Annotated in this window: 25 protein-coding genes and 2 rRNA genes (1 of these 27 only partly in view); 12 read left to right on the top strand and 15 right to left on the bottom strand. The window is 38.3% G+C overall.

Annotated elements, in window-relative coordinates:
* The first annotated feature begins 42 nt into the window (after positions 1-42).
* The 3 genes from B9A52_RS11080 to B9A52_RS11070 all read left to right on the top strand — a co-directional run bounded on the left by B9A52_RS11080 (position 43) and on the right by B9A52_RS11070 (position 3,165).
* On the top strand, positions 43-828 hold the full coding sequence (locus B9A52_RS11080; protein WP_084120529.1) for a hypothetical protein: 786 nt from the start codon (positions 43-45) through the stop codon (positions 826-828).
* Between the two features lie 337 nt (positions 829-1,165).
* Positions 1,166-1,780 (top strand): NADPH-dependent F420 reductase, encoded by a 615-nt coding sequence (locus tag B9A52_RS11075; RefSeq protein WP_084120528.1) that lies wholly within the window; start codon positions 1,166-1,168, stop codon positions 1,778-1,780.
* Between the two features lie 164 nt (positions 1,781-1,944).
* Positions 1,945-3,165 (top strand): hypothetical protein, encoded by a 1,221-nt coding sequence (locus tag B9A52_RS11070; protein WP_157370123.1) that lies wholly within the window; start codon positions 1,945-1,947, stop codon positions 3,163-3,165.
* A gap of 28 nt (positions 3,166-3,193) precedes the next feature.
* Here the strand turns inward: B9A52_RS11070 and B9A52_RS11065 are convergent, their stop codons facing one another.
* The 5 genes from B9A52_RS11065 to B9A52_RS11045 are packed head-to-tail and all read right to left on the bottom strand — an operon-like array spanning position 3,194 to position 6,607.
* Positions 3,194-3,601 (bottom strand): group III truncated hemoglobin, encoded by a 408-nt coding sequence (locus tag B9A52_RS11065; protein WP_084120526.1) that lies wholly within the window; start codon positions 3,599-3,601, stop codon positions 3,194-3,196.
* A complete protein-coding gene (locus tag B9A52_RS11060; protein WP_084120525.1) occupies positions 3,601-4,854 on the bottom strand; it encodes an alkaline phosphatase family protein in 1,254 nt (417 codons plus the stop codon). Before B9A52_RS11060 ends, B9A52_RS11065 begins: the two co-directional genes overlap by 1 nt.
* 27 nt (positions 4,855-4,881) lie before the next feature.
* Positions 4,882-5,436, bottom strand: coding sequence for a peptide deformylase (gene def, locus B9A52_RS11055; protein ID WP_084120524.1), 555 nt, complete (start codon positions 5,434-5,436; stop codon positions 4,882-4,884).
* On the bottom strand, positions 5,433-5,846 hold the full coding sequence (gene ruvX / locus B9A52_RS11050) for a Holliday junction resolvase RuvX (RefSeq protein WP_084120523.1): 414 nt from the start codon (positions 5,844-5,846) through the stop codon (positions 5,433-5,435). The genes def and ruvX overlap by 4 nt, the downstream gene beginning before the upstream one ends.
* On the bottom strand, positions 5,846-6,607 hold the full coding sequence (locus B9A52_RS11045; RefSeq protein ID WP_084120522.1) for a hemerythrin HHE cation-binding protein: 762 nt from the start codon (positions 6,605-6,607) through the stop codon (positions 5,846-5,848). Before B9A52_RS11045 ends, ruvX begins: the two co-directional genes overlap by 1 nt.
* A gap of 168 nt (positions 6,608-6,775) precedes the next feature.
* Between B9A52_RS11045 and B9A52_RS11040 the strand changes: the two genes are divergently transcribed.
* Complete coding sequence (locus tag B9A52_RS11040; protein WP_084120521.1) at positions 6,776-8,416, top strand: S41 family peptidase; 1,641 nt, start codon at positions 6,776-6,778, stop codon at positions 8,414-8,416.
* A gap of 217 nt (positions 8,417-8,633) precedes the next feature.
* Positions 8,634-9,017: a VOC family protein gene (locus tag B9A52_RS11035; RefSeq protein ID WP_394334895.1), complete on the top strand. Its 384-nt coding sequence runs from the start codon at positions 8,634-8,636 to the stop codon at positions 9,015-9,017.
* A 72-nt stretch (positions 9,018-9,089) separates the two neighbouring features.
* Here B9A52_RS11035 and B9A52_RS11030 read toward each other — a convergent pair whose 3' ends face one another.
* The 6 genes from B9A52_RS11030 to B9A52_RS11005 all read right to left on the bottom strand — a co-directional run bounded on the left by B9A52_RS11030 (position 9,090) and on the right by B9A52_RS11005 (position 15,669).
* Positions 9,090-10,163 carry an alanine racemase gene (locus tag B9A52_RS11030; protein WP_084120519.1) on the bottom strand — a complete coding sequence of 358 codons (1,074 nt, stop codon included), beginning with the start codon at positions 10,161-10,163 and terminating at the stop codon, positions 9,090-9,092.
* Positions 10,141-10,605, bottom strand: coding sequence for a GNAT family N-acetyltransferase (locus B9A52_RS11025; RefSeq protein WP_084123474.1), 465 nt, complete (start codon positions 10,603-10,605; stop codon positions 10,141-10,143). The genes B9A52_RS11030 and B9A52_RS11025 overlap by 23 nt, the downstream gene beginning before the upstream one ends.
* Positions 10,598-12,040, bottom strand: a complete 1,443-nt coding sequence (locus B9A52_RS11020; protein ID WP_084120518.1) for a sodium:solute symporter family protein — start codon at positions 12,038-12,040, stop codon at positions 10,598-10,600. The genes B9A52_RS11025 and B9A52_RS11020 overlap by 8 nt, the downstream gene beginning before the upstream one ends.
* A gap of 190 nt (positions 12,041-12,230) precedes the next feature.
* Entirely contained in the window at positions 12,231-12,980 is a 750-nt protein-coding gene (locus B9A52_RS11015; RefSeq protein WP_084120517.1) for a succinate dehydrogenase/fumarate reductase iron-sulfur subunit, read from the bottom strand.
* A 25-nt stretch (positions 12,981-13,005) separates the two neighbouring features.
* Positions 13,006-14,940: a fumarate reductase/succinate dehydrogenase flavoprotein subunit gene (locus B9A52_RS11010; RefSeq protein ID WP_084120516.1), complete on the bottom strand. Its 1,935-nt coding sequence runs from the start codon at positions 14,938-14,940 to the stop codon at positions 13,006-13,008.
* A gap of 45 nt (positions 14,941-14,985) precedes the next feature.
* Positions 14,986-15,669, bottom strand: a complete 684-nt coding sequence (locus B9A52_RS11005; RefSeq protein ID WP_084120515.1) for a succinate dehydrogenase cytochrome b subunit — start codon at positions 15,667-15,669, stop codon at positions 14,986-14,988.
* Positions 15,670-15,933: 264 nt separating this feature from the next.
* On the opposite strand from B9A52_RS11005, the gene B9A52_RS11000 reads away from it, so the two are divergent.
* From B9A52_RS11000 to fabD, 4 genes are all read left to right on the top strand, one after another.
* Positions 15,934-18,711, top strand: coding sequence for a T9SS type B sorting domain-containing protein (locus B9A52_RS11000; protein ID WP_084123473.1), 2,778 nt, complete (start codon positions 15,934-15,936; stop codon positions 18,709-18,711).
* Positions 18,708-19,115, top strand: a complete 408-nt coding sequence (locus B9A52_RS10995) for a thiol-disulfide oxidoreductase DCC family protein (protein WP_084120514.1) — start codon at positions 18,708-18,710, stop codon at positions 19,113-19,115. The genes B9A52_RS11000 and B9A52_RS10995 overlap by 4 nt, the downstream gene beginning before the upstream one ends.
* 99 nt (positions 19,116-19,214) lie before the next feature.
* A complete protein-coding gene (locus B9A52_RS10990; protein WP_084120513.1) occupies positions 19,215-19,874 on the top strand; it encodes a carbonic anhydrase in 660 nt (219 codons plus the stop codon).
* Positions 19,875-19,956: 82 nt separating this feature from the next.
* A complete protein-coding gene (gene fabD / locus B9A52_RS10985; RefSeq protein ID WP_084120512.1) occupies positions 19,957-20,835 on the top strand; it encodes an ACP S-malonyltransferase in 879 nt (292 codons plus the stop codon).
* Between the two features lie 13 nt (positions 20,836-20,848).
* Here the strand turns inward: fabD and folK are convergent, their stop codons facing one another.
* The gene (gene folK / locus B9A52_RS10980) at positions 20,849-21,349 is read right to left on the bottom strand and encodes a 2-amino-4-hydroxy-6-hydroxymethyldihydropteridine diphosphokinase (RefSeq protein WP_084120511.1); all 501 of its coding nucleotides are present in this window, start codon (positions 21,347-21,349) and stop codon (positions 20,849-20,851) included.
* A 72-nt stretch (positions 21,350-21,421) separates the two neighbouring features.
* Here folK and sppA point away from each other — a divergent pair, with 72 nt between their 5' ends.
* Positions 21,422-23,182, top strand: a complete 1,761-nt coding sequence (sppA, locus tag B9A52_RS10975; protein WP_084120510.1) for a signal peptide peptidase SppA — start codon at positions 21,422-21,424, stop codon at positions 23,180-23,182.
* Positions 23,183-23,224: 42 nt separating this feature from the next.
* On the opposite strand, the gene B9A52_RS10970 is transcribed toward sppA, so the two are convergent.
* A complete protein-coding gene (locus tag B9A52_RS10970) occupies positions 23,225-24,115 on the bottom strand; it encodes a flavin reductase family protein (protein ID WP_084120509.1) in 891 nt (296 codons plus the stop codon).
* A 174-nt stretch (positions 24,116-24,289) separates the two neighbouring features.
* Between B9A52_RS10970 and B9A52_RS10965 the strand changes: the two genes are divergently transcribed.
* The gene (locus tag B9A52_RS10965) at positions 24,290-25,072 is read left to right on the top strand and encodes an endonuclease/exonuclease/phosphatase family protein (RefSeq protein WP_231955565.1); all 783 of its coding nucleotides are present in this window, start codon (positions 24,290-24,292) and stop codon (positions 25,070-25,072) included.
* 199 nt (positions 25,073-25,271) lie between these two features.
* On the top strand, positions 25,272-25,394 hold the full coding sequence (locus B9A52_RS26345) for a hypothetical protein (protein ID WP_262483149.1): 123 nt from the start codon (positions 25,272-25,274) through the stop codon (positions 25,392-25,394).
* Between the two features lie 37 nt (positions 25,395-25,431).
* Here the strand turns inward: B9A52_RS26345 and rrf are convergent.
* Positions 25,432-25,543: ribosomal RNA gene (gene rrf, locus B9A52_RS10960) — 5S ribosomal RNA — on the bottom strand.
* Between the two features lie 154 nt (positions 25,544-25,697).
* Positions 25,698-26,203: ribosomal RNA gene (locus B9A52_RS10955) — 23S ribosomal RNA — on the bottom strand; it runs 2,390 nt beyond the window's last position.

Raw genomic sequence — 26,203 nt, 5'->3', positions numbered from 1 at the left:
TAAACCAAGTGAAAACACCAAAGTTAAAATAAGGTAAAAAGGATGAAGAGATTAGCACTGCTTTTATTTAATACAGTAACTTTCGCCATTACCCTATACCTGAATTATATCTTTGGTTCAGGTGCTGGGAGCCGACGCAATGTCGGGGAAATCAGCGCCCAATACGACACCCTTATCACTCCTGCAGGTTATGCCTTCTCCATATGGGGTTTGATTTACCTCCTTTTGTTAAGCTTCATCGTCTTTCAATGGATTTCTTTTTTCAAGAACCAAAATCATAAATCATTAGTGCCATCGTCCATATGGTTTGGACTTTCAAATGTATTCAATGGCCTTTGGATAGTCGTATGGACTTCTGAAATGATTACTGTATCCGTTTTGGTGATCTTTGCATTACTGATATGCCTGCTGACTCTTGTGGTCAAATTAAGACTGGAAACGTGGGACGCCCCTTTGGATATCATAGCATTTGTCTGGTGGCCGATATGTGTTTACACGGGTTGGATTATTACTGCTTCTGTGGTCAACTTATCGGTATGGTTTCTGGCTAAGGAAATATTGCTATCCAATCAGGTGTTTTGGACTATAGCAGTTTTATTCATCGGAACCGGAATTTACCTGGCCCTCATCCGCTACCGAAATATGCGTGAAGCTTCTTTAGTAGGCGTCTGGGCATTTGTTGCTATCGCCGTCAAACAATGGGATAATCAATACCTGGTCGCCTACGCTGCCCTGATTTTTGCCGCCCTCCTATTTTTAGCTGCAGGTATTCATGGATTCAAGAACAGAAAAACCAGTCCATTTCAAAAAATCATCCAATCCGAGTAGTCAAATAAATTACTTCACAGGTAACGTTTAGCCTACAGGATTGAATATCACTTCAAATTGATTTCAGTTTGAATTTTTATGGTATTTCTTTTATAACATAAAAAATATTTTCCTGCCATTTTGACCTTCCTATTTCATATTTTGATTATCACAAATACTTAATTGCTTTTCATTTTTAATGGTCATTTTTTTCAAAAATATATTTTGAATATGAACACTAATTATCTATATTTCAATCCATTCTGTTGAATATCGGAATAATATTTCATCAACGGCGTGTTTAAATTATCATCTAATCATTGGCTTTTTCACCCAAAAGCTAAGCAACTGATCGAGTATGAAAATAGGAATTATAGGAGGGACTAAACTGGCGTCCACTCTCGGCAACAAACTCTTGGCCGCAAATCAAACAGTAGTATTTGGAGTCCGTGAAGATTTCGTAACCAAAGAAATTGAGTGGAAAATACTCAACATGTATTTGGATAAAATTTTCAGCTATGACAAGGCTATCGAAATGTCAGATGTGATTTTGATCTGCTGTGAAAACGAACACCTTCCAAAGGTATCGGATAGTCTGGCAGCTTCCGATCTGGAAAATAAAATTGTCATTGACTGTACCAATGGTGCCTATACCAAAGAATTTTGTCCAAATACCATTCTCATTAAAAAAAGTATTGGAGAACATAAGCTTTTCAAGGCATTCAATAATCTCGGTATAGACTATCCCAAATCTGACCCTATGGGATTGGTGAAAGAAAGCTATTACTGTGGTCCTGACTCAAAAGAAAAAGCTATTGTAAAAAGAATCATCGAATGGGTTGGTTTCAAACCAGTGGATGCCGGTGAAATTGAAAATGCAATGCTTTTGGAGGCGTTTTATCACCTTAGGAAAACCATTTCTTTTCAAAAAGCAGAAAGAATGGATTACCATTTCAAACTGATTTCAGTATGATCAAAAACTACGCTGTCTAATCATTTGTTTTCACATTTTAAGCCAATTATACTAAGCCCTGGTTTTATTTTGCAAATAGAACAATTTCCAAGTTTTGCTATTTTTACTTACTTTTAGTTTTGCCTTATCGATATTTTTAAAGGAGGAAGTAAATAATGGATAACATGGAAAAAACTGACCAAGATTCTGCAGAAGATATTTCTTGGTTAACAAACCTTCAAAAAAACAGTTGGGAACCTGAAGTGATCATTTCAGGTATTTCCCTTGCCTTTATTTTTGCATTCCCCGCAGAAGTCTACAAATTTGCGGTGGTTTTGGTTCAGGACTATGGACTTGATTTTGTTGGAGCATGGCTTGTATTCATCTATCTTTCCATTATTGTCAATGTTTTTAAGATTTTTTTTACTGTACACCTTGTTTTGAGATTTGCTTGGGCAGGCCTATTGGGATTGAGTTACGCTTTTCCCAAAGGCGTCATCAATGAGAATCTGTTCAAAGTCGGTAAGGATTATGAATATACCAAACCTTCCGATATGGTCTTGAAACTGGAAAAAATATGCAGTATGGCATTTGCTTTTCCTTTGATGATGGGGATTTCATTTTTGATATTCACTTCTTATCTGGGGGTTTTATTGGCAATCTATAAAGTATTTGACCTTGATTTCTTTTTGATTTATTTGATTTTTATGGCCTCAATTATCGGATTTGCACTTTTTTCGATCATTGGAAAAAAGTCAAAACTAAAAGTATGGATAGCGAAATCTATCTTTAGTACTATTCAGGCACTCTATCAAAGCAATCTTGGAAAATGGTATATTATAGGCTATACCATTTTCATTTTTTTATTAACGGTCCCTTTTATCATTTCGGATAGTAAAGACCTTTTCTTGTTTTCCAATATTTCAAAACCAACAGAACAATCCCTCGATTGGCCATACCAATCCTGGCACTTTGAGGATAAATTGGATAGCGAAGAAAGATTCCCGAGAGCGATGATGAAAAGTGAAGAAATAAGTGAAGACCTCACTCCAATCACTTTGTCCTATTATGAAATGGACAACAAAAATGTCAGGTTATTAAATGAAAATTTCAAGCAAGAACTCGATAGCCTGGGATGGGGAGAAGTCCAGAACCATTATAATCTTTACAGATTTTATATCAATGACAGCCTAGTTGAAATTGATGATTCAAATTGGAGGAAGATTTCCATGAAAAATACCCGTCAAAGAGCATACCAAGGGCTATTGGACATCTCTCACTTAGAAAATGGAGTCCATGAAATCCGGATTGAAAAAATATTTGTGGCCGGTGGGCTACTCGTTACTGACGATCTATTCAGATATAGAAAGGAATGGGCAAAGTTTTCATTTATCAAAACTGATTAAAAACCAAATCGATAGATTGAAGTAAGTGTCAAAATTTCATTGTTTTGCTCCGCCCCTCTATGATCCTAAAAAAAAGAATATGTGCCATATTACGGGCATGTTCCTTGGCATAGTCGGCATTTTTACCATAAAAATATGTATCCAAAGTCGAGAACCATAGCTCCAGCCAGTTTCCAAAATGAAGCTGTTCTATCTTATTCCCTGTCTTTTGGTCTACTTCCTTGTGCACAGGTACAGGACTAAACTTACCTGCACCGGGTCCGGAATTTAACAGCACCATTTCCCAAAAATCAGTCAGTCTTTCCAGATGGGTTTCCCAATCCTCGACAACCTCATTGAAAATCGGCCCGAGGTGCTCATGAACTCTGATCCGAGCGTAAAAACTCCTTACCAAAAGTGATACATCATCCCTATTCTCTATCGCCTTCCTTTCCATTATTTTTCTTTCAATATGGGTTCAAGTATCTCCAGTTTCCCATCAATGTCATCTGGAATCGGCAATCCCAAGATATTGGCCAGCAATGGAAATACATGAATATTTTCAAAGGGTAAAATCGTCATTCCTTCTTTAACCATAGGTCCATTGGCAAAAAATATGCCATGCATATCTTTATATTCCTGACTGAAGCCATGTTCCCCAAAAACATCCGTTTTAAACATGGCTGACCTATTTTGATAAGAAACCATACCATTACTTGTAGTCAGGTAATGACCTAAATCAGGAATGATTATCAGGTCCCCAAACCGGTTTTTATACTTCTCAATGTTTTTGTAGTATTCTCTATCCGCGACTTTGACCACTTTGAAATGATTTTCGGATTTTTTCAATTCCTGATAAACTTCTTCCATTTCCTCAATATTTTCCAAATGGAGGTGAGCCAGGGCCCCATTGTTGACTACTCTCGCTTGGATGCCTTCAGTAATATGATCAAGGTTGAGCAAATTCTCTTTAGGAATATTGGTCATGCCGTGGTCGGAAACGATAAAAATATTGATATCCAGCTCAAAACTCTTCAATCCCTCAAACAAAGCTCCCAATTCACGGTCCAATTTCTCCAGTCTTCCGCCAATCTGCTCATTATTATCCGGTCCATATCTATGTCCTATATTATCCATATCTGAAAAATACAGCGTAATCATTCTTGGTCTTTCATCTTCAGGAAGCTGAAGCCATTCAAATACCTTGGAAACTCGGGTAAGGTTTGGCACACTTCCATCAAAATTGAAATAGTAACTTGGATGGATCCCTTGAACCGGTGCTTCTGAACCAACAAAGAAATAACTTGCGGCTTTAATACCATGTTGCTCAGCCAATACCCAAATGGGAGTTCCGCCGTACCAATATCCATCCTCTACGATATCCCTGTTGCCCATGGAATAAACCAAATCTTTTTCGGGTTCATAAAAGGAATTGTCCACCAAACCATGATTTTCTGGTTTCATTCCAGTGGCAATGGTATAATGATTGGGGAAGGTTTTTGTAGGGAATGAGGGAATCAAAGCCTCCGCTGCCGTACCGTTTTCAATGAATCTGAGGAGATTTTCAGGCTGAAACCGCTCCACATAATCATGTCTAAAACCATCAAGGGAAATTAGAATCACATACTGTTCTTTTTCCTGGGCAAAACCAGATAGAAATGGTATTAAGAAAAAAGCAATAAGCCCGGTGATCTTAATGAGAAAGTTCATTTTTGGAAAGTCATATTGAAGAAACTATTATCTTAAAGGATAGGTCATTCTATAATCCGTTGATACTTTACCTTTACTTATATCGATCAACTTACTTTGTACCATTCTTTTTTTAAGACCTTTGAGATAATCTATGAACAATATACCTTCCAAGTGGTCATATTCATGTTGTATCACCCTAGCAGTTAATCCTGAAAATTCCTCCTCTTTAAGATTCCAGTTTTCATCAAAATATTCAATGGTGAGTTTTTCAGGTCGGAAAATATCTGCTCTGATTTCTGGAATACTGAGGCATCCTTCTTCAAATCCGAAAACATCTCCATATTCGTCCAAAATAATCGGGTTGATAAATGCTTTCCGAATTCCTTTTTCTTCATCCTCTTCATCCAGCATCAGACTACTGTCAATCACAAAAAGCCTTATCCCCTTATTGATCTGGGGAGCCGCCAATCCCACACCATTGGCATTTTCCATGGTACTGAACATATCCTTAATCAATTCAGAAAGATCTTCTCCTTCTTTGATTTCTTCTGCTTCTTTCTTTAAAATCGGATTTCCGTAAGCGACTATAGGGTAAATCATAATTGTTCCAGGTAGGATTGTAATATAATGGCAGCACTGACTTTGTCTAAGTTACCTGCTTTTTCTTTTCTGTCTTTTTTCTTGCTCCCCATTGCAATCATACTCTGCATGGCCATTTTTGAAGTAAACCTTTCATCTACCAGTACAATATTTTTGTTTGGATACAGCTTGGAGAGACGGCCCTTGAGATTGATTACTCTTGGAGTCATTTCATTTGCGGTACCATCCAAGCGAATGGGATAGCCCAAAACTATGGTGTCCACTTCCTCTTTGGCAAAATAACCATTGAGAAATTCAACGATCTTTGAGGTTTCGATTGTAATTAAAGGATTGGCAAGAATATTTAGCGTATCAGTAACTGCAATCCCGGTTCTTTTGGTTCCCAAATCAATTGCCAAAATCCTTCCCATCAGTTACTGATTATCTTTTTCTTTATTTTTCTGAGGACATCTTTTTCAAGTTCCACTGCTTTGGGGAAAAGCAACCGGTCCTCAATTTGGGCATGGATGATTAATTCTTTTTCAAATACCTGCAATTCATGATACAAAACTCTCATGGAGACAGGCGCCAAATCAGGTAAAAAATAATTGTTGGTGATTTTTCGGATACCCTCCATTTCATCATCATGGGTATCATGAGCCTCGGCAAGAAGAATCACCGGGTTTTTCTCCAAAATATGCAAGGCATCCTGAAGCCTGAATTCATCTTCATCTATTTCATGCAAAAGTTGGATCCTCTTAAAAAGCTTACTTTCTTCCTCATGGATATGGTGAATAAAATCCTCTACAAACAAAGGGAACATTATCCTTAAATCTGCCAAAATATTTACATATTCGGGATCAGTTATTGCTATACCTGAAACCATATTGGAAAGAAACGGCAATTCCTGTCTCACAAAAAAATAATGCTTCCTTTTCAAATAAGAAACCAAAACTTCAATCGGATGCAAATACAGATCTTCTGTTGAAGGTTCCTTTCTCTTAGCCCAGGATTCCAATTCATCAATCAGTTGTTGGGGATTGATCCGGAATTTTTTACAAACCTCCTGAAGTGAATTTTGCTCATACTCAAAAAAACTAATTCCAAAATAATGAAGAACTGCTGCAAAGACATAATTCTCTGAAACAAGGTCTTTAATAGAATATTTCTGAATATCTTTGGAATTCAACATATCAACAAAATTAATTTATTTTGGCTAAATCGAGATAAAATAGTCATTAAAAATGATATTATTACGATTAATAAAAACGAAATAGCTTCAAATACTGTTTAAGCCTATATTAGAGTTTTATCTTTAACTCAAGTAAAATTACCACTAAATCATTAACCGAAGGATATTGTGAGCGAAATCAAAAACACAAAACAGCAAATAAGATTGCCTTTAATTCTTGCCCTTGCCATTTCTGCAGGGATTTGGATAGGGGCTACTTTTGCCGAACCCAAGACTGACAGAAATGACTTGAAAGCGGCTATATACAAGCTTCAGGAAATCATTACTTATATCAACAGAGACTATGTAGATAGTGTCAATACCAATGAATTGGTAGAATTTGGCATTCAAAAAATGCTCGAAAAACTTGATCCACATTCCAGCTATATTCCTGCTCGTGATGCTTCTTTGGCAAAATCGCAGTTGGATGGAGAATTTGATGGAATCGGAGTGGAATTCGGAATTATTCGGGATACAATCTATGTAGTTGCTCCGTTGACAGGCGGCCCATCTGAAAAATTAGGGATTCAGTCCGGCGATCAGATTATAAAGGTAGATGGCAAGACCGTAGCAGGAACCGGGATTACCAACAGAGATGTTTTTGATTTGCTCAGAGGCCCAAGTGGAAGTAAGGTAGTGGTTGATATCAAAAGGAAAAGCCAAAAAGACTTGATTTCATTTGATATAATCAGAGATAAAATCCCTCAATACAGTATCAATGCCACTTACATGGTAGACGAGGAAATCGGATATATAAAAGTAACCCGATTTGCTGCCACTACCCATCAGGAGTTCAAAAAAGCAGTCACTGAACTTCAGGAACAGGGTATGAAAAAGCTGATTTTAGACCTTCAGGGAAATCCTGGCGGTTATATGGGTGCAGCCATCAATATGGCGGATGAAATTCTCAACGAAAATGCCTTGATTGTATCTCAAGAAGGAAAAATGAGCAGATATAATCAAAAAGCTTATGCTATTAAACCTGGTCTATTTGAAGAAGGTTCGATCATCATACTCATCAATGAAGGGAGTGCTTCTGCATCAGAAATCGTTGCAGGTGCTATTCAGGACAATGACCGCGGTCTGATAGTAGGAAGAAGATCTTTTGGGAAAGGTTTGGTACAAATGCCGATTGATCTTTCGGATGGTGCAGAACTAAGACTGACTATTGCCAGATATTTTACACCATCAGGCAGGTCTATCCAAAAGCCTTATGGAAATGATGAGGACTACAGCAGCGATTGGAGTTATCGCTTTGAACACGGTGAATTTTTCACCGCCGACAGTATTAAATTCAATGATAGTCTCAGGTTTGAAACCAAAGCGGGAAGATCCGTTTATGGAGGAGGTGGAATCATGCCTGATTTTTTTGTTCCATTGGATACCACAATGTCCAGTTCTTACGTAAACAGGCTTTTCAATTCTGATTCATCCAGAGAATTTATTTTGGATTACTTGGATAAGAACAAGAAAAAATTCGACGGAATGAGTTTTGAAGATTACTACAACAAGTTCGAAATATCTGATGAAATGTTGAAAGGCCTGATCAGTGTTGGGGAAAGAAATAAAGTTAAGTTTGATGAAAAGGATTATAAAAAGTCTAAAGAGTACCTCAAAATATTGGTGAAAGCCCACATGGGAAGAAATATTTATGATGACAATGCTTTTTATAAAATTATCAATGAAGCAGTGAATGAGGCCTATCTTCAAGCCTTGACTTTGTTTGACGAAGCCGAAAGTCTAGCATTGGCTCCAAAAAATAACAATTGATAAACTTTCTTGAAATAAATTTAAAGTGGGTCTGTCTTCTTGATGGATCCACTTTTTTTTTACCTTTTACATAATCAGATCCTTCAATGGTATATTTACCATACCGTATAACCTGCAAATCAGTTATATTTAGGTAAATAAACCTGAAGTAATCATGATAAAGCTCATTTCCTCAGTATTGATAGTATTTAGTTTGTTCACAATTAACCACAAAACAATGGCCCAGGCCAAAATCACCCATATTGCCGTTTATGTCAAAAACCTGAAAAGAAGCACTGATTTCTATACCGGTGTTTTTAATTTCCCTGAGTTGGACGAACCTTTTAAAGATGGATTACATACCTGGTTGGATATAGGCAACAATCTGTCCATGCATATTATTCAAGCACCTTGGGAACCTGTCACGATCAATAAAATCAACCATATCTGCTTCAGCATTCCTGATATGGATGGGTTCATAGCCAACTTAAATAAACTGGGAATTGAATATGAGGATTGGCCGGGAAAGAAAAATACCATCAACATCAGGCCTGATGGTATCAAACAGATTTATATCAGGGATCCTGATGGCTATTGGCTGGAGATAAATGATGAGTATTGATTATCAAAATAGTTAAAAAGGTTGCTGACATTGTCAGAAAAAAATATTTGGCTAAAAAACTTCTTAAGTCACTTAATCAGAAATAACCTTATCTACATAACTGGAATTCAATATTCCCAAGGCACCCATGTATTTCAAATTAAATTTGATCACATCGCCCACTTTATAGCCCTTTGGATTCGTGCCAAGGTTAAGTATCAACATATCAGAACTTGCTCCAAGAATTTCAAATTCCCCGTCTTCAGGAATCAGGTATTTTGGATCTACATCCAAAAGACCTATATCCAGGATCGCTCTGAATGAAGACTTGCCGTAAAGCTGCTGATCTATTTCAATGATTTCACCTTGGGGATTTGCCGCTAATGTACCTGACGGCAATAATGGTTTTTCCTGCATTTCAATTATTTCTGCATTCAATTCAAAAACATCACCATGCATGCCATCAATGATCTTTTCTTCAAATAAATCCACACCAAAATAAAGTGTTTCTCCTACCCTGAAATGATTGATTCCTTTAGGTAATTGCTTGTTTAGCATCAACGGTATTGTGACAGATGTACCAGCAGATACCCAGGGTATTTTTTTGTTGAATTTGAGTTCAATAATCTGTTTGTACAATGACAGCTGAATCAGTTTGTCCGTGGATGGCATTACACCATTGAGGCAATTGAGATTTGTTCCCAGTCCAATGATTTCAATATTTGGAAGTTCAAATATTTTTGCATAGAAGTCCAATAAATAATCACCCATAACTCCTTCTCTGAGGTCACCGGTTTCCACCATGATGATGATTTTATGGGTTTTACCCTGCTTTACTGCTTCCTCTGAAATCCATTTGATGGTAGTCAGTTCACTGTTGAGACTCACGTCGGCATATTTGACCATTTTGGCAATATTCCTTTTGGAAACAGGCTTGATATAAACAGTTTGGATTTCCGGGTTGATTTCTTTGATTTTAGCCAGATTACTTATCCTCGAGTCATGAATTTCTTTTACCCCAAGATTGATCAGTTCCTCCAAAAATTTTCTGTTTCCACATAAAAGCTTAGAAACTACCCCCCAAGAAATATCACTTTTTTCAAACATCTCCTTAAGAAGCTGAAAATTATCTCTGAGTTTGGTTCTATTTAAGGTTAGATATGCCATCTTCTTTTTTAAGTCTCATTTCCAGGTATTTATTGGTAAACCCCAGCTTTTCATATAATTTTTTAGCGGGATTATCCGCCTCTACGTGAAGTGCTATATCCCCATTGGCAAGTTCAATAGCAGTGGTCATCAGCTTTTTACCCACACCTTTTCCTCTTTGGGAAGTATCTACAGCGGTATAAACCAATATGTTTTCTGGAATATATCCGGACATTCCTGTTTTATTGATGACTACAGCACCAACTATTTTTTGATTTTCACGCGCCAAAACCACAAATCCGCCTTTATCCACTGCCTGATCCAAAGCATAATCAAGACATTTCATGATGTCATTGATTGGATCACCATATTGTTCCAACTGTACAAACAAAAAATCTGCTATCTCTTTTTTCTGTAAAAAAGTAGCTTGATCTGCGGCGGATATAGTTTCTATTTTAAGCATATTCATTAATTTTATTTTGAATTTTCGATTCTCTATACTTATTAACAAGCAAAAACACTGCTAAAGAGGCAAAAACACCAAAAAAATTCGGATCAAGCCCAAAAGGTAAGTCTATGGTCAATAAACCAAGAATCACGGTGACAGTCCCGCCTGTAATCATGGCAGATATAGCAGCATCAGGGTTTCTTTTTCTTGTAAACAACCCGAAAAGGATCGGAACCAAAAGTCCAGAAACCATAAATGCATAACTATACAACATTAAATCCAAAACGTTTGTCATTTGCATAGCTACAATCAGGGCAATGATTCCCAAAATCAAGGTAAACACTTGCCCATATCGAATCTGATGTCTTTCTTTTTTCTTATTCAGCCATTTACCAAATATATCTGTTGACAAATTTCCAGATGCGGCCATCAGACAAGAATCCGCTGTGGACAGTACAGCTGAAAAATAGGCCGCCATCATCAAGCCCAAAATACCCGGAGGCAGGATTGTCCTCAGGAGAATCGGCAATCCCATTTCAGGATCCAAAGTTTCCAAATCCATTATCAAGAGACCTTGTTCAAATGCCACCCTAGAAAGAAGTCCTAAGGAAACTCCCATAAAAGCCATAATTGGCCATTCAAACAATCCGGCTATAAACCAAGCTTTTTGGGCAGATTTGGTATCTCTGCTGGCGTAAATTCTCTGATATAATGTCATTCCTATAAACCAGATTGGCAAAATTGTAATGCCCCAATTGGCAAAATCCTGCCAACTGAGGTTGGAAAGACTAAAAAACTCCCGTGGCAATGTGGCTTGGATGACTTCCCATCCACCTACGTGAAAATAGGCAACAGGAAGACCAATAAAGATAAATCCCGACATCAAAATAATCCATTGGACTGTATCTGTATAGATTACCGCCTTCAGTCCACCCAAAACTGTGTAGACCACAGCAATAACCCCCATTATCAACAAGGCCTCGGTCAAACCCAATTCAATAAAAGTGCCTGAGGCTAATTTAGCCCCCGCCAATAACTGTGAAGACGTAAATCCAAGATAACCTATCAGGGAAATAACAGCAGCAGCAATGCCTACCTTTTTGTCAAATAGATGTTTGAATATTTGTGGGAAAGTATAAAAATTAGCGAATGCTTTATCCTGCTTTATCCTCGGGATCAAAAATACTGCTGCTAACCATGCCCCCAACAATCCTGTAAAAAGCATCCAACTTCCCGAAAGGCCCATGACAAAACCCAAACCACCAAGCCCCACAGAAAATCCCCCACCTACATCTGTTGCGACCACGGATAGCCCGATATGCCATGGTCCGATATTTCTTCCACCAACATAATAATCATCCTGACTCCTGTTTTGGCGCATAAAATAATACCCCACCCCAAGCATCAACAACATGTACCCGACAAATATGCCGAGATCAATAAAATGCATTTAATCTCTTATTTGTGAAATCTAACAAATTTTCTAAATAATATGAATTTTCAAAGTTAACAATATTTGAATTAGTCTAAAAGAAAGAAAACATCTAAATACAACAATATACGAATATTGAAATTCCAGATTCGTATAGTCACAAAAAAAGCCGGATTTACCGGCTTAAATTTTATATTACTTTTTTATATCAGACATTTTGACTGCTGACAATAGCAGAGAAATATTCCCTGTTCATTCTTGCAATATTGGTAATACTGATACCTTTTGGACATTCTGCCTCACATGCACCAGTATTGGTACATGCCCCGAAACCTTCTTCATCCATTTGAGCAACCATTTTTTCTGCTCTAGCCTTTCTTTCAACTTGTCCTTGCGGTAATAAGGCTAATTGGGAAATTTTCGCTGAGGTGAACAGCATGGCTGAAGCATTTTTACAAGCAGCAACGCAGGCTCCACAACCTATACACTGGGCTGCATCCATGGCCATATCGGCGATTGTTTTTGGGATAGGAATTTCATTGGCATCAGGAACACCACCTGTATTGACCGACACATACCCTCCTGCCTGTATAATTCTATCAAATGCAGACCTGTCAGTAACCAAATCCTTGACCACTGGGAAGGATTTTGCCCGCCAAGGCTCTATAGATATGGTTTCTCCATCTTGGAAGGAACGCATATGCAACTGACAAGTGGTAGTCTGTAATGGTCCATGAGGATTCCCATTGATATATAATGAACACATTCCACAAATGCCTTCCCTACAGTCATGATCAAAATGAACCGGATCTTCACCTCTTTCAGTCAATTGTTCATTGAGAACGTCCAGCATTTCCAAAAAAGACATGTCTTTTGAAATATCCGTTACTTTATATTCTTTGAAACCTCCTTTATCGGAGTGATTTTTCTGTCTCCAGATTTTCAATGTAAGATTCATTGCTCTGATGATTTTAATTTTCTAATTACTTATAACTTCTCTGGGTCAACTTCACATTTTCAAATAAGAGAGGCTCCTTGTGCAGTGCTTCTTCTTTTCCTTCTCCCAAATATTCCCATGCAGCGACGTAAGCAAAATTTTCGTCGTCTCTAAGTGCTTCTCCTTCAGGGGTTTGATATTCTTCTCTGAAATGGCCGCCACAGGATTCATTTCTATTTAAGGCATCGTCTACCATCAACTCTCCAAGTTCAATGAAATCTGCTACCCTATGCGCCTTTTCCAAGGACTGGTTCAATTCTTCATTATCCCCAAGAACTTTTACATCTGACCAGAATTCAGCCTTCAGTTCTTTGATCATAGCTTTGGCTTTGGTCAGTCCCTCAGCACTTCTAGCCATTCCACAGTAGTCCCACATTATTTTTCCCAATCTCTTATGAAAATGGTCTACTGTTTTTTTACCCTTGATATTGAGAAGCTTTTGGATTCTATCTTTCACATCTTTTTCGGCGGATTTGAAAGCTTGATGATCCACATCCAACTTAGCAGCAGCAGATTGTGCAAGATAATCCCCTACAGTGTAAGGAATAACAAAGTATCCATCTGCAAGACCTTGCATCAGTGCAGAAGCACCCAATCTATTTGCTCCATGATCCGAAAAATTCGCTTCTCCCAAAGCATACAAGCCAGGAACATTCGTCATCAAATTGTAATCTACCCAAAGTCCGCCCATGGTATAATGTACTGCAGGATAAATCATCATTGGTCCTTCATATGGATTATCTCCCGTAATCTGCATATACATGTCAAAGAGATTACCATATTTTGCTTCTATAGTACTTTTTCCGTCACGCTTGATAGCATCTCTGAAGTCCAAAAACACAGCTTCACCTGTCTCGTTGACTCCTCTACCCTCATCACACATATATTTAGCATTTCTTGATGCTACATCGCGAGGAACAAGATTACCGAAAGAAGGATATTTTCTTTCCAGGAAGTAATCCCTATCTTCTTCCTTGATATCGTTAGCTTTAATCTGACCTTTTCTAAGTTTTTCAGCTGTTTCAGCAGTTGCAGGCACCCAAACCCTGCCATCATTCCTTAGGGATTCAGACATCAAAGTCAGTTTTGATTGATGATCTCCAGATACGGGGATACAAGTTGGATGGATTTGAGTGTAACAGGGATTAGCCATTAACGCTCCTCTTTTATGTGCTCTCCAAGCTGCCGTAACGTTCGATCCCATTGCGTTAGTAGATAGGAAAAATACATTACCATAACCACCTGTACAAAGTAATACTGCATGGGCTGCGTGGGATTCAATCGCTCCTGTAATTAGGTTTCTAGTAACAATTCCTCTGGCTTTACCATCAATTGTCACCAAATCCATCATTTCTGTCCTAGGATACAATTTTACTTTTCCATTGGCCACTTGTCTACTGAGTGCAGAATAAGCACCTAAAAGCAACTGCTGCCCTGTTTGACCTTTGGCATAGAAAGTCCTTGAGACCTGTGCACCTCCAAAAGACCTGTTGGCCAATAATCCTCCATATTCTCTGGCAAATGGAACTCCTTGTGCTACACATTGATCAATAATATTTACCGATACTTCAGCAAGTCTGTATACGTTGGCCTCCCTTGCCCTATAATCTCCACCTTTGATGGTATCATAGAATAAACGGAATACTGAATCACCATCATTTTGATAGTTTTTGGCAGCGTTTATTCCACCTTGGGCTGCTATTGAATGCGCTCTTCTAGGACTATCCTGAAAGCAAAATGCCTTGACATTGTAACCAAGTTCTGCCAAAGAGGCAGCGGCAGAAGCTCCGGCAAGTCCGGTTCCGACTACTATCACATCATACTTCCTTTTATTGGCCGGGTTGACCAATTTCACATTGAATTTATGTTTGGTCCATTTTTCTGCCAATGGACCTTCGGGTATTTTAGAATCTAGTATCATCTAAATTAGATTTTTATTTTTCTACATTCAATTAAAACCGCTGTATCAAAGTGTTTTGAAATACATGATCAGAGGAATAAGTGCAAATAGTGCTGGAACTATGATTGAAAAGCCAATACCGACTTTATTGATCAAGGGAGAATATTTGACATGGTTTAATCCTAGAGTTTGAAATGCACTTGCGAAGCCATGAGAAAGATGAAATCCCAAGAATCCCATAGACACAACATAAAATGCAACATAAAATATATTGCTATAGGCTTCTGAAACGATTGCGAAAACATTTTTATAAGTAACCCCATCGTAAACTGTTGTTGGGAGCTCTCCAAATTTAAATTCATACCAAAATCCTTTCAGGTGGACCAGTAAGAAAATAAGAATCAGCGTTCCTAAAATACCCATATTTCTCGATGACCAAGTGCTGTTAAGCTGCGGTTTACTCACAGCATAAGCTACAGGTCTGGAATTTTTATTATACCTCGTAAGGATAATTGAATAAACAACGTGCAATAAAATAAAAGCAAAGTTACCAATTGAAACAACCCTGATCAGTGGATTCGTCGCCATGTTATAAGAATAAACATTAAAAGATTGACCCCCATCAGGGAGAAGCAATTGAAGGTTTCCTCCTAGATGCACGACTAAGAATAATATCAGAAATAATCCTGTAAGGGCCATCAGCAGTTTTTTGCCCAAGGTGCTGTTTAAGGTTTTTGATACCCAACTCATATACTTTTTCTTAAGTGTTCGATTGAAATTCGGTTTTTAAACTACGAGGCCAAATTTACATTTGGAAAGCTTAGTAAACAATCCATAAACAATCGATTGAACTTATTTTAAAACATTCTAAATAGAGCTGCTTTAGAATCCAATAAATTCAAATTATAATCGTTTATTTAACCAAGTGTTTAATTTTATTGTTTGATTAAAATGAATAATTTCATCCTGTTTTGGTTAATTTCGTATATCTTAAAAGATAAATTAAAATCCTTCATGAAATTCAGCAATTTACTTTTACTCACCTGCGGTTTTTTGTTTCTGTCTTTAACAAATTCTTTTGCAACACATATCCGGGCAGGGGAAATCACTGCCGAGAGAGTATCCATTCAAACCCTGACCTATAGAATCACTGTCGTAGGTTATACTGATACCAGATCCAGTGTCATTTTTGGGCCAGGCGAAGTCAATTTCGGTGATGGAAGGGAAGTACAGCTTAATACCGAGGCGGATTTTACATTGGTTGAATCTTTAGGTAACCAGATTGAGAAAAACACTTTTGTGGTAACCCACACCTACCAGGGACCCGGAGCTTATACCATTAGGTTCAGAGAATTCAATAGAAACGATTTGACCTTGAACATGGACAATTCTGTGGACACACCTTTTTATGTCGAAACCAAAATAGTCATAGACCCTTTTATTGGCATCAACAATTCGCCTGTATTGACCATTCCCCCTGTGGACAATGGAGCAGTCAATAAAAGATACATCCATAATCCAGGTGCATACGATCCTGATGGAGACAGCCTTGCTTATTCCATGGATATTCCCAAACAACAATTTCAAAGACCGGTAAATAATTACAGAGATCCTTCTTCTTCTGAATTTAGTTTCAATAGGGAAGATGGTGGAGTTCCCCCTTTTTTGACTTTGGATCCTTTAACAGGGGATTTAATCTGGGATGCTCCGGGATTGGCTGGGCAGTATAATGTTGCATTTAGAATACGGGAGTTCAGAAAAATAGCCGGAGAATGGATTGAAATTGGTTATGTCGTCAGGGATATGCAAATCATAATTGAAAATTCCAATAACAATAGGCCTGAATTGATCTTGCCACCAGACCTTTGCGTGGTAGCTGGCACAAAAATAGAGGAAATCATTCAAGGATCTGACCCTGATGGTGATCCGGTAAAAATCGAGGTTTTCGGTGATCCTGTTGAAATATCGAGTTCCCCAGCTGATTATCAACCAAAATCCATATTCCAATCCAGTCCTGGAATAATAAATTTTGAATGGCAGACTATCTGTAGCCATGTACGGGAGCGGGAGTATCAGGTAAGAATCAGGATAACAGATCAACCAAGATCTGGTCCGGCCTTGGTTGATATCAAAACATGGAATATAAAAATAATTGGACCACCACCTGTCCTAGAAGATGTAGAACAGCAACAGGGCAGATCAGTAAATTTGCAATGGCAACCATATTCTTGCTCTGGCTCAGCACAATCCATGCAGATTTGGAGAAGGCTAAATTCCGATCCTTATGAACCTGATTCCTGCGAAACAGGAATCAGATCCGGCTATGAATTGGTTGGAACTACAGACATGGATACTTTCAATTTTATAGATAACAATCAGTCAGAGGGATTAGCCCCTGGAAACACCTATTGTTATAGATTGGTTGCTGCTTTCCCGCAACCAAGAGCTGGAGAGAGTATTGTTTCAGAAGAAATTTGTATTACGATTGATGTAGATGTTCCTCTAATTACAAATGTGAGTGTTGAGGCAACAGGTGAAACCGATGGTGAAATATTTATCAAATGGACACCACCTTATGATATTGATAGGGTGCAGTTCCCTGGACCTTTTACTTATGAATTACTGAGAAGCACAGGATTTACCGGAAATCAAAACAGGGTTTCTGTCTTTAGTACGACAGATACAACCTTCACAGATACCGGTTTGAATACTGAAAATCTTGTTTACAACTATAAAGTAATCTTAAAGGAAAACAATACTACAATAGACAGTTCCAGTTCGGCGTCTTCTGTCAGATTGGAACCTATTATTATCAACGAGGCAATCGAATTAAATTGGGAATTCGTAGTTCCTTGGAACAATTCTGTTTCAGAATTTAAACATGAAGTGTACCGAAACCGAAACGACCCGAATGCTCAGGATGCAGATATTTTTGAGCTTATTGCTGAAGTGGATGTGACCACCGCAGGTTTTAGCTATTTTGATGATGGGCGGCACAATGGAGTTTCCCTTAAAAAAGATATTGAATATTGCTATTTCGTTATTACCAAAGGGTCTTATAATGTCGATTTGATTGAATACCCTCTGGAAAACAAATCACAGTTAATCTGTGCCAGGCCTGATGACGATAGATTGCCATGCCCTCCGGTGCTTACCTTTGAAGGTCCGGATTGTGTTGAGTTTTTGTCAGATAAAAGTTGCGGATTCAATTCTTTTGTCCATGAGTTAGGTTGGGATCCCGATTTCAGCGGTGTTTGTGATGATGAATTAAGTGCTTTTCAATTGTATTTTTCTCCTGATGGTGAAGAAGGTGTATTTAATTTAATTGGAACTTATTCCCCATTCGAAAGAAATGCCATAATAACTGATTTGCAAACTTACCGTGGATGTTATTATATCACAGCCGTGGACAGATCCGGGAATGAAAGTGAAAGGAGCAATATTGTATGTGTGGATAATTGTCCCAATTATGAAATACCAAATGCCTTTACTCCAAATGGAGATGGTGTAAACGACACTTTCATGGCCTTCGATAATCCTTTTGCAAGATGTCCAAGGTTTGTATTAGGAGTTGAGATATTTATAGTCAACAGGTGGGGAGTTGAAGTTTTCCGTTATAACAGCCTTTCTTCTTCTGAAAATGACATTTATATCCGATGGGATGGAAGGGATAAAAATGGGAATCAATTACCTGCTGGAACCTATTTCTATTCCGGAACTGTCAGATTTGACATCCTAGACCCAGCCTTACAGGAGAAGAAACTGAAAGGCACTATCCAAATTCTTGAATGAGGGTTCAGGATAAATTTATAATAGTATTGTTTGATGGTGTTTGTAACTTGTGCAACAATGCTGTTGACTTTATAATTTCCAGGGATAAAAAGGACAAATTTAAGGTAGGAGCTCTTCAGGAAGTCGCTTCTAAAAATATTCTGAAAGATTATCAAATCAATGAGGAATATTTGGATTCTCTGGTCTACATACACAAAAACCACGTCTATTATAAAAGTCGAGCTGCTTTGGAAATCGCCCGGAATTTGAGTGGATTATGGCCATTACTTTATATCTTTATTGTTATCCCCTCTTTTTTAAGAAATCCTATATACGATTGGATAGCCAGAAACAGGTATAAATGGTTTGGTCAAAAAGAGACCTGTCGACTGCCCTCTGAAGAGGAGAAAGCAAAATTTCTTTAAACAAAGTTGACAATAATTACAGATCACTACTATTATCTCTGAAATTCTTGGTTTTCATTATCCTATAAATTATCATTATAGTGAACAAAAGAAAATATTATGGATATACCAAGTGTATTTAAAAATAACGAGGATTGGATCGCTAAAAAACTTGAAAAAGATTCGGACTATTTTAAAAATTTAGCAAAAGGTCAAAATCCTGATATATTATATATAGGTTGCTCAGATAGTCGGGTCACTGCCGAGGATTTGATGGGCGTTGAACCCGGAGATGTTTTTGTACACAGAAATATTGCCAATATGGTGATCAGTATTGATCTCAATGCCATGTCAGTTTTGACCTATGCTGTGGATTATTTAAAAGTTGATCATGTGGTAATTTGTGGCCATTATCAATGTGGTGGCGTCAAAGCTGCTATGAACTCCGCTGATTTGGGGATATTGAATCCCTGGTTGAGGAATATCAGGGATGTTTACAGAATCCACAGGAACGAACTAAAGGGTATAGAAGGTGAATCAGAAAAATATGATCGGCTTGTTGAATTAAATGTACAGGAACAGTGTGTTAATTTATTAAAAACAGCTGTGGTTCAAAAAGCGGTAAGAAATAGAGGTATGAAAATCCATGGTTGGGTATTTGACGTTGGCACAGGAAAGTTGATTGATTTAAAGATCGATTTCAATGCCGCATTAAAAGAAATCACCGAAATATATGATTTGGGAGGCATGAATATAGATTCCCTTACCATAGATGATTAAATTATGATCTTATTGCCATCGAGAGGTCTCCCACAAGACCTCTTTTTTTTTGATATATTTGCACTTTACAAAATCTAGAATAATGAAAAAAGCATATGTATTTCCTGGTCAGGGAGCACAGTTCACAGGAATGGGAAAAGATTTGTATCAATCCGATACAAAAGCAAAGGACTTGTTTGAAAAAGCCAATCAGATATTGGGATTCAGGATTTCAGACATCATGTTTGAAGGATCCGCAGAAGAACTCAAACAGACCAAAGTAACACAACCTGCAATATTTTTGCACTCGGTGATTTTGGCAATGACATCATCTGATTTTAAACCTGATATGGTAGCAGGGCATTCTCTTGGAGAATTTTCAGCATTGGTTGCCAATGGCGTCCTCGCTTTTGAAGATGGCTTGAAATTGGTTTATCAAAGAGCACTTGCCATGCAGGAAGCTTGTGAAATCAATCCATCAGGAATGGCTGCGATTTTGGGATTGGAGGATAGTAAAGTGGAAGAAATATGTGCCTCAATAGAAAATGAAATTGTAGTACCTGCAAATTATAATTGCCCAGGCCAACTAGTGATTTCAGGAAGTAATAAAGGAATAGAAATAGCATGTGAAAAGATGAAAGAGGCAGGAGCAAAAAGGGCCTTGCCCCTACCTGTTGGTGGTGCATTTCACTCTCCCCTTATGGAACCTGCAAGGGATAAACTTCAAAAAGCAATTGAAGCAACAACTTTTCATCAACCTAGTTGTCCCATTTATCAAAATGTAAGCACGACTGCAATCAGTGATGTGGAGGAAATTAAGAGAAATCTGACAGCTCAACTCACTGCTCCTGTAAAATGGACTCAATCGGTCCAACAAATGGTAGAAGATGGCGCCGGTATTTTTATAGAGTGTGGTCCGGGTAAGGTACTCCAAGGATTAGTTAAAAAAATCCACAATGAAGCAGAAGTAGCTAGTATTTAAAATTAAATCCCGGTTAAATTCCGGGATTTAATTTTAAATAAACTGATACCTGTGATTGATCCTTACAAAGATCAAGAAGTTCGGAATGGGATTTTAATAGTATTGGATGAACATAATCCGGAAGGACATCATTGAGCGGCACCAAGACAAACCTTCTATCTTGAATAAAAGGGTGAGGAATGGTAAGATCTTCCTTGTTTATTAATTTAGAACCATAATACAGAATATCAATATCCATATTTCTATCTCCCCACTTGACTTTCCTTTCCCTTCCCAATTTATCCTCAATACCCAAAATTGATTTTAAAATAAACTCAGGTTTATCATTGGTTTCATAGACCAAAACCTGATTGAGGTAATTGCCTGATGAGATTCCTCCCCATGCCTCTGTTTCATATATAGAGGAGAATGACAGAGGATTGCCAAGCGTTTTGGACAATAGGAGAGTCACTTCCTCAATCAATGCTAATCTATTTCCTAAATTACCTCCCACAATCAAAACTACTTTCTCCATTAATCTGTTAATAACTACATCAATTAAACATAAATAAAAAAGAATTAATTTAGCGGAATAATTTATAAAAATATGAGATTTCTAGGTAATGTTTTGGCCGTAATTGTTGGTCTGCTGATATTTTCAGTGATGAGCTTTTTTATTTTAGCAGGTATACTTGCAGTAATATCTTCAGCTGAGGATGAAATTGATATAAAAGAAAATACAGTGCTTGTTTTGAATCTTGAGGGGCGGATTTTGACAGAAAGAAGCAGTGAAGATGACCCTGACTTTTCATCCTTCGGGCTTTTCGGCGGGATTCCGACTATAGGACTCACGAATTTGAAAAGGGCTGTTCAGACTGCAACGGAAAATGAAAATGTAAAGGGTATTTTCCTGAAAGCAGGTACTTTCACAGCAGGTCAGGCCGGAATGAAGGAATTCCGAGATGAATTGGTAAAATTCAAAAATTCCGGAAAGTTTATTGTTAGCTACGGTGAATATTATACTGAGGGAGGCTATTATCTTAGCTCGGTTGCTGATGAGGTTTATGTCAATCCATCAGGAGCGATGGAGTTCAACGGTTTTGCAGCTGAAGTCATGTTTTTCAAAGGTCTTTTAGAAAAAATTGAGGTTGAACCGCAAATTTTCAGGGTCGGGGATTTTAAGAGTGCAGTAGAACCCTTTATGCTCGAAAAAATGAGTGATGAAAGTCGTTTACAGACGGAATCATTGCTAGGTGATTTAAATAAAACCTTGTTGGAAGAAGTGGGTGAATCAAGAGGAATTTCTTTCGAGCAAATCAGTGAAATAAATTCCAAAATGCTTGTCCGCAAAACCAAAGATGCGGTAGAACATAAATTAGTAGACGCACTATGGTATGAAGATCAAGTGATCAACCTGCTCAAGGAAAAACTTGGCCTCAAAGAAGAAGATAATATCAACACTGTAAATATCAACCGGATCAACAAATCAGCAAAGACAAAAAACAGGCTTTCAAAAAACAGAATTGCTGTAATTATTGCCGAAGGTGAAATCATGGGAGGTAAATTAGAGGGTACGATCGGTTCAGAACAATTCAAAGAAGAAATCAAAAAAGCCAGAAAAAACAAAGATATCAAAGCCATAGTCCTGAGAGTAAATTCTCCAGGTGGATCTGCATTGGCATCGGAAGTAATCTGGAGAGAAATGGAGGAAGCCAAAAAGGAAAAACCGATAATTGCCTCAATGGGTGAAGTTGCAGCTTCTGGCGGGTATTACATCGTTGCGGGCGCAGACACTATTGTTGCCCAGCCAAATACCATAACCGGTTCCATCGGGATTTTTGGACTATGGTTCAATGCACAGGGCTTGCTCAACAATAAATTGGGAATAACAACCGATGTTGTGAAAACCGGTGAATATTCTGATTTTCTAAGTCCAACAAGAAAAATCACCGAAATGGAAAAAAGTGTTTTTCAGGGACAGGTTGAAGAAGGTTATGATGTTTTCCTTACCAGAGTCGCTGATGGCAGAAACAAATCCAAAGAGGATGTCATGAAAGTGGCATCAGGAAGAGTTTGGACTGGAAATCAAGCACTGGAAAATGGTCTGGTGGATGTCTTGGGAAGTTTGGAGGATGCAATTGCGATCGCAGCTGAAAAAGCAAGTGTGTCTGATGATTACCGTGTAGTTTATTATCCTCAGGAAAAGCCTTGGTTTGAGAGAATTCTCAATCAATTTTCCAATGATGTCCAGGTGTTTTATCAACAACAGAAATTGGGTTCTTTTTACCCTATTTATGAACAAATAGAAAATGTAAAAAAACATCAGGGAATTATGGTAAGAATGCCGTTTGATATAGTGATTCAATAACCCAAAATAGACATTTAAAAAAGGAGCTTTCGGCTCCTTTTTTTATGCTTGCAAGAGTATTTTCCAGGCTTTTTCAATATCCCCGGATTCCAAAGATTCTTTAGCAAATTGATGGATGTGAAATATCAGACTTTCCTGATCATTTTTAAACCGTAATTTCATTTCCTGAATTTCTGGTTGATTGGAATATTCTGCCACCTCTTCCTTCGTAGGTAAGATTTCAATATTTGCCAGTCTACCTAAATTATTGCCAGTCAAAACTGAACTGTTTCTGATTTCTGAGGGTATATTATCCACTCCAATTCCCTTATTTCGGATAGGTTTTGGAATTTCAAATAAGGATGTGCCACTCGCTCTGCAATACCAATCTCCCCCCATTCGTGCCACCGCATCCAATTTTTGGGGATCTATCTTATTGTTCTCATCTAAAATCGCCTGATGGATATGCATTAAAATCACTTCACAAATCACAAGGTTTGCAGCGCCGCCACCTTCTCCAACTGGAATTATATTCAAAACCTTGCACTCAAATGCAACCGGTGCTTCTTTTACCCTAGGGGGTTTGATCATTTCAGAAGGAACCTGTGTCAATCCTGACTTCTCAAACTCATTAATACCTCTGTCATATTCGGTACTAGCCAAAGACATCTGCTCTACAATGGCAAAATTCACAATATTTATCACTACCTCCGGAACCTCTTTGACATTGTCAAAGCTGTGTTTGGTTGTATTATCTCTCACTCTCCTAGATGGTGAGAATACCAATACGGGAGGGTTGGATCCAAAAACATTGAAGAAACTGAAAGGGCTTAAGTTAATATTACCATTCTTATCCATTGTACTAGCAAAAGCAATGGGTCTTGGAGCCACAGCCCCCAAGAGGTAGCTATGGAATTCTGAGGTGGAAATATTTCCAGGATTGATTGTCAGCATCTTTAAAATTTTTAATTAACAGCTATAGTTTCTTTCGGTAGTCCTGTTTTTTTTGAACTTAATCACTAAATTAAACATCTCAAAAATCTTATTGATATGAAACCAATTAATTTTCAGTTTTCAATATTTCTTATCTGTTTAAATTTGATTTTTCTTCTACAATCCAATAAATCCATGGCTCAAACTTATCAAATAGCCACATATAATATCAGATTTGATAATCCCAAGGATCTATCAGATTTATGGATCAATCGGTCTCCACATTTAATTAACCAAATAATATTCCATAAAATGGATATCATCGGTACACAAGAGGGGTTGTATAATCAATTGGAAGACCTAAAAAAGGCATTAGATTTCCCCTATATCGGGGTTGGAAGGGATGATGGAGGAAAGTCAGGAGAATTCAGTGCCATCTTTTATAATCCAGAGAAATTTTCCTTGTTGGAACATGATACCTTTTGGCTATCAGATACTCCAGAAACACCTTCCGTAGGTTGGGATGCTGCTTTAAAACGCGTCTGTACCTGGGCAAAATTTAAGGATAACGATGGGAAATCTTTCTATGTTTTCAACATCCACTATGATCACGTTGGTCAAAAAGCGAGAGAAGAAAGCAGTAAACTCGTGATCCGAAAAATAAAAGAAAAAAACAAAACTGGACTTCCTGTTATTTTTATGGGTGATTTTAATGTTGACCCCGAGAATCCAGCCTATCTGACTATTTTGGAAAACTCTTCTTTGAAAGATAGTAGAATAGTCTCAAAAACTGCTTCAGTCGGAAACCAAGGAACTTTTAATGCATTCAATTGGGGGATTTTACCGGATAGAATAATAGACCATATTTTTGTAAGTCCAAATATTAAAGTCCTAAGACATGGCATTCTAACGGATAATTACGGCATGAAATATCCTTCAGACCATTTTCCTGTAATGGCTGAGGTCGAGTTCAAGTAATTACGCTATAAAATATTACCCACCATTATATATTTTCCCAAACTTTTTAAATTTATCAATAATCCAAATGTCAAACCCTGCCAAATATTCAGAATTGGATAGTTAGTTGGATTTTCCGTCAGTCAAGGCCTTAGTCCAATGAGCAAAAAAAAATGGCTCCCTAATCCAGTACATAAAATATCAAAGTCATTCCCAAAACGTGAAAAACCTTTGGGTTTCCCCAAAAGATCTGTGGCAAAGTAGCGGCGGGCAGGCGCAGCGGTTCATGATGGGAGGAGGTGGCCGGGATCATGACAGCAGGGAAAACAATACCACCCTGTAAACGCCAAAAGCCAGCTTTAGGGGCTGGCTTTTGAATAATGTGGCGGCGGCCTACTCTCCCGGGTGTAACCCCAGTACCATCGGCGCTGCAGGGCTTAACTTCTCTGTTCGGGATGGGAAGAGGTGGGACCCCTGCGCTGGGCCGCCTAATCTTTCTGTACCAGGTACAAAGTACGATGTACAATGCTGGATACAGTGTCCGCTATGGGACCAATATCTTAAGTTCAAGATCTTTGTACTTTGTACTTGGTACTTGGTACTCAGATCCATGATATGTCTCGCAGAGAATGCGGCAGCTTCGGACTGAAGCAAGTTTTCGGGCTATTAGTACTGCTCGGCTTTGCCATTCCTGGCTTTACACCTGCAGCCTATCAACGTCATCGTCTCTGACGGCCCTGTTTGGAAGTCTCATCTCGGAGGGGGTTTCGCACTTAGATGCTTTCAGCGCTTATCCCTTCCCGACGTAGCTACCCGGCAGTGCAGTTGGCACCACAACCGGTACACCAGCGGTCAGTCCAACCCGGTCCTCTCGTACTAAGGTCAGCACTCCCCAAACTTCCCACGCCCGCAACAGATAGGGACCGAACTGTCTCACGACGTTCTGAACCCAGCTCGCGTGCCACTTTAATGGGCGAACAGCCCAACCCTTGGGACCTTCTCCAGCCCCAGGATGTGACGAGCCGACATCGAGGTGCCAAACCTCCCCGTCGATATGAGCTCTTGGGGGAGATCAGCCTGTTATCCCCAGAGTACCTTTTATCCTTTGAGCGACGGCCTTTCCATGCAGTACCGCCGGATCACTATACCCGT

It is taken from the genome of Aquiflexum balticum DSM 16537 (assembly GCF_900176595.1).
Classification (GTDB): Bacteria; Bacteroidota; Bacteroidia; order Cytophagales; family Cyclobacteriaceae; genus Aquiflexum; species Aquiflexum balticum.
The sequence above is the reverse complement of the archived record's forward strand: the minus strand, read 5'-3'. Positions and strand labels throughout refer to the sequence as shown.

Coding starts and splice junctions, on each gene's coding strand:
- B9A52_RS11080 (WP_084120529.1), top strand. CDS start 43: ATGAAGAGATTAGCACTGCTTTTATTTAATACAGTAACTTTCGCCATT.
- B9A52_RS11075 (WP_084120528.1), top strand. CDS start 1,166: ATGAAAATAGGAATTATAGGAGGGACTAAACTGGCGTCCACTCTCGGC.
- B9A52_RS11070 (WP_157370123.1), top strand. CDS start 1,945: ATGGAAAAAACTGACCAAGATTCTGCAGAAGATATTTCTTGGTTAACA.
- B9A52_RS11065 (WP_084120526.1), bottom strand. CDS start 3,601: ATGGAAAGGAAGGCGATAGAGAATAGGGATGATGTATCACTTTTGGTA.
- B9A52_RS11060 (WP_084120525.1), bottom strand. CDS start 4,854: ATGAACTTTCTCATTAAGATCACCGGGCTTATTGCTTTTTTCTTAATA.
- def (WP_084120524.1), bottom strand. CDS start 5,436: ATGATTTACCCTATAGTCGCTTACGGAAATCCGATTTTAAAGAAAGAA.
- ruvX (WP_084120523.1), bottom strand. CDS start 5,846: ATGGGAAGGATTTTGGCAATTGATTTGGGAACCAAAAGAACCGGGATT.
- B9A52_RS11045 (WP_084120522.1), bottom strand. CDS start 6,607: ATGTTGAATTCCAAAGATATTCAGAAATATTCTATTAAAGACCTTGTT.
- B9A52_RS11035 (WP_394334895.1), top strand. CDS start 8,634: ATGGCCCAGGCCAAAATCACCCATATTGCCGTTTATGTCAAAAACCTG.
- B9A52_RS11030 (WP_084120519.1), bottom strand. CDS start 10,163: ATGGCATATCTAACCTTAAATAGAACCAAACTCAGAGATAATTTTCAG.
- B9A52_RS11025 (WP_084123474.1), bottom strand. CDS start 10,605: ATGCTTAAAATAGAAACTATATCCGCCGCAGATCAAGCTACTTTTTTA.
- B9A52_RS11020 (WP_084120518.1), bottom strand. CDS start 12,040: ATGCATTTTATTGATCTCGGCATATTTGTCGGGTACATGTTGTTGATG.
- B9A52_RS11015 (WP_084120517.1), bottom strand. CDS start 12,980: ATGAATCTTACATTGAAAATCTGGAGACAGAAAAATCACTCCGATAAA.
- B9A52_RS11010 (WP_084120516.1), bottom strand. CDS start 14,940: ATGATACTAGATTCTAAAATACCCGAAGGTCCATTGGCAGAAAAATGG.
- B9A52_RS11005 (WP_084120515.1), bottom strand. CDS start 15,669: ATGAGTTGGGTATCAAAAACCTTAAACAGCACCTTGGGCAAAAAACTG.
- B9A52_RS11000 (WP_084123473.1), top strand. CDS start 15,934: ATGAAATTCAGCAATTTACTTTTACTCACCTGCGGTTTTTTGTTTCTG.
- B9A52_RS10995 (WP_084120514.1), top strand. CDS start 18,708: ATGAGGGTTCAGGATAAATTTATAATAGTATTGTTTGATGGTGTTTGT.
- B9A52_RS10990 (WP_084120513.1), top strand. CDS start 19,215: ATGGATATACCAAGTGTATTTAAAAATAACGAGGATTGGATCGCTAAA.
- fabD (WP_084120512.1), top strand. CDS start 19,957: ATGAAAAAAGCATATGTATTTCCTGGTCAGGGAGCACAGTTCACAGGA.
- folK (WP_084120511.1), bottom strand. CDS start 21,349: ATGGAGAAAGTAGTTTTGATTGTGGGAGGTAATTTAGGAAATAGATTA.
- sppA (WP_084120510.1), top strand. CDS start 21,422: ATGAGATTTCTAGGTAATGTTTTGGCCGTAATTGTTGGTCTGCTGATA.
- B9A52_RS10970 (WP_084120509.1), bottom strand. CDS start 24,115: ATGCTGACAATCAATCCTGGAAATATTTCCACCTCAGAATTCCATAGC.
- B9A52_RS10965 (WP_231955565.1), top strand. CDS start 24,290: ATGGCTCAAACTTATCAAATAGCCACATATAATATCAGATTTGATAAT.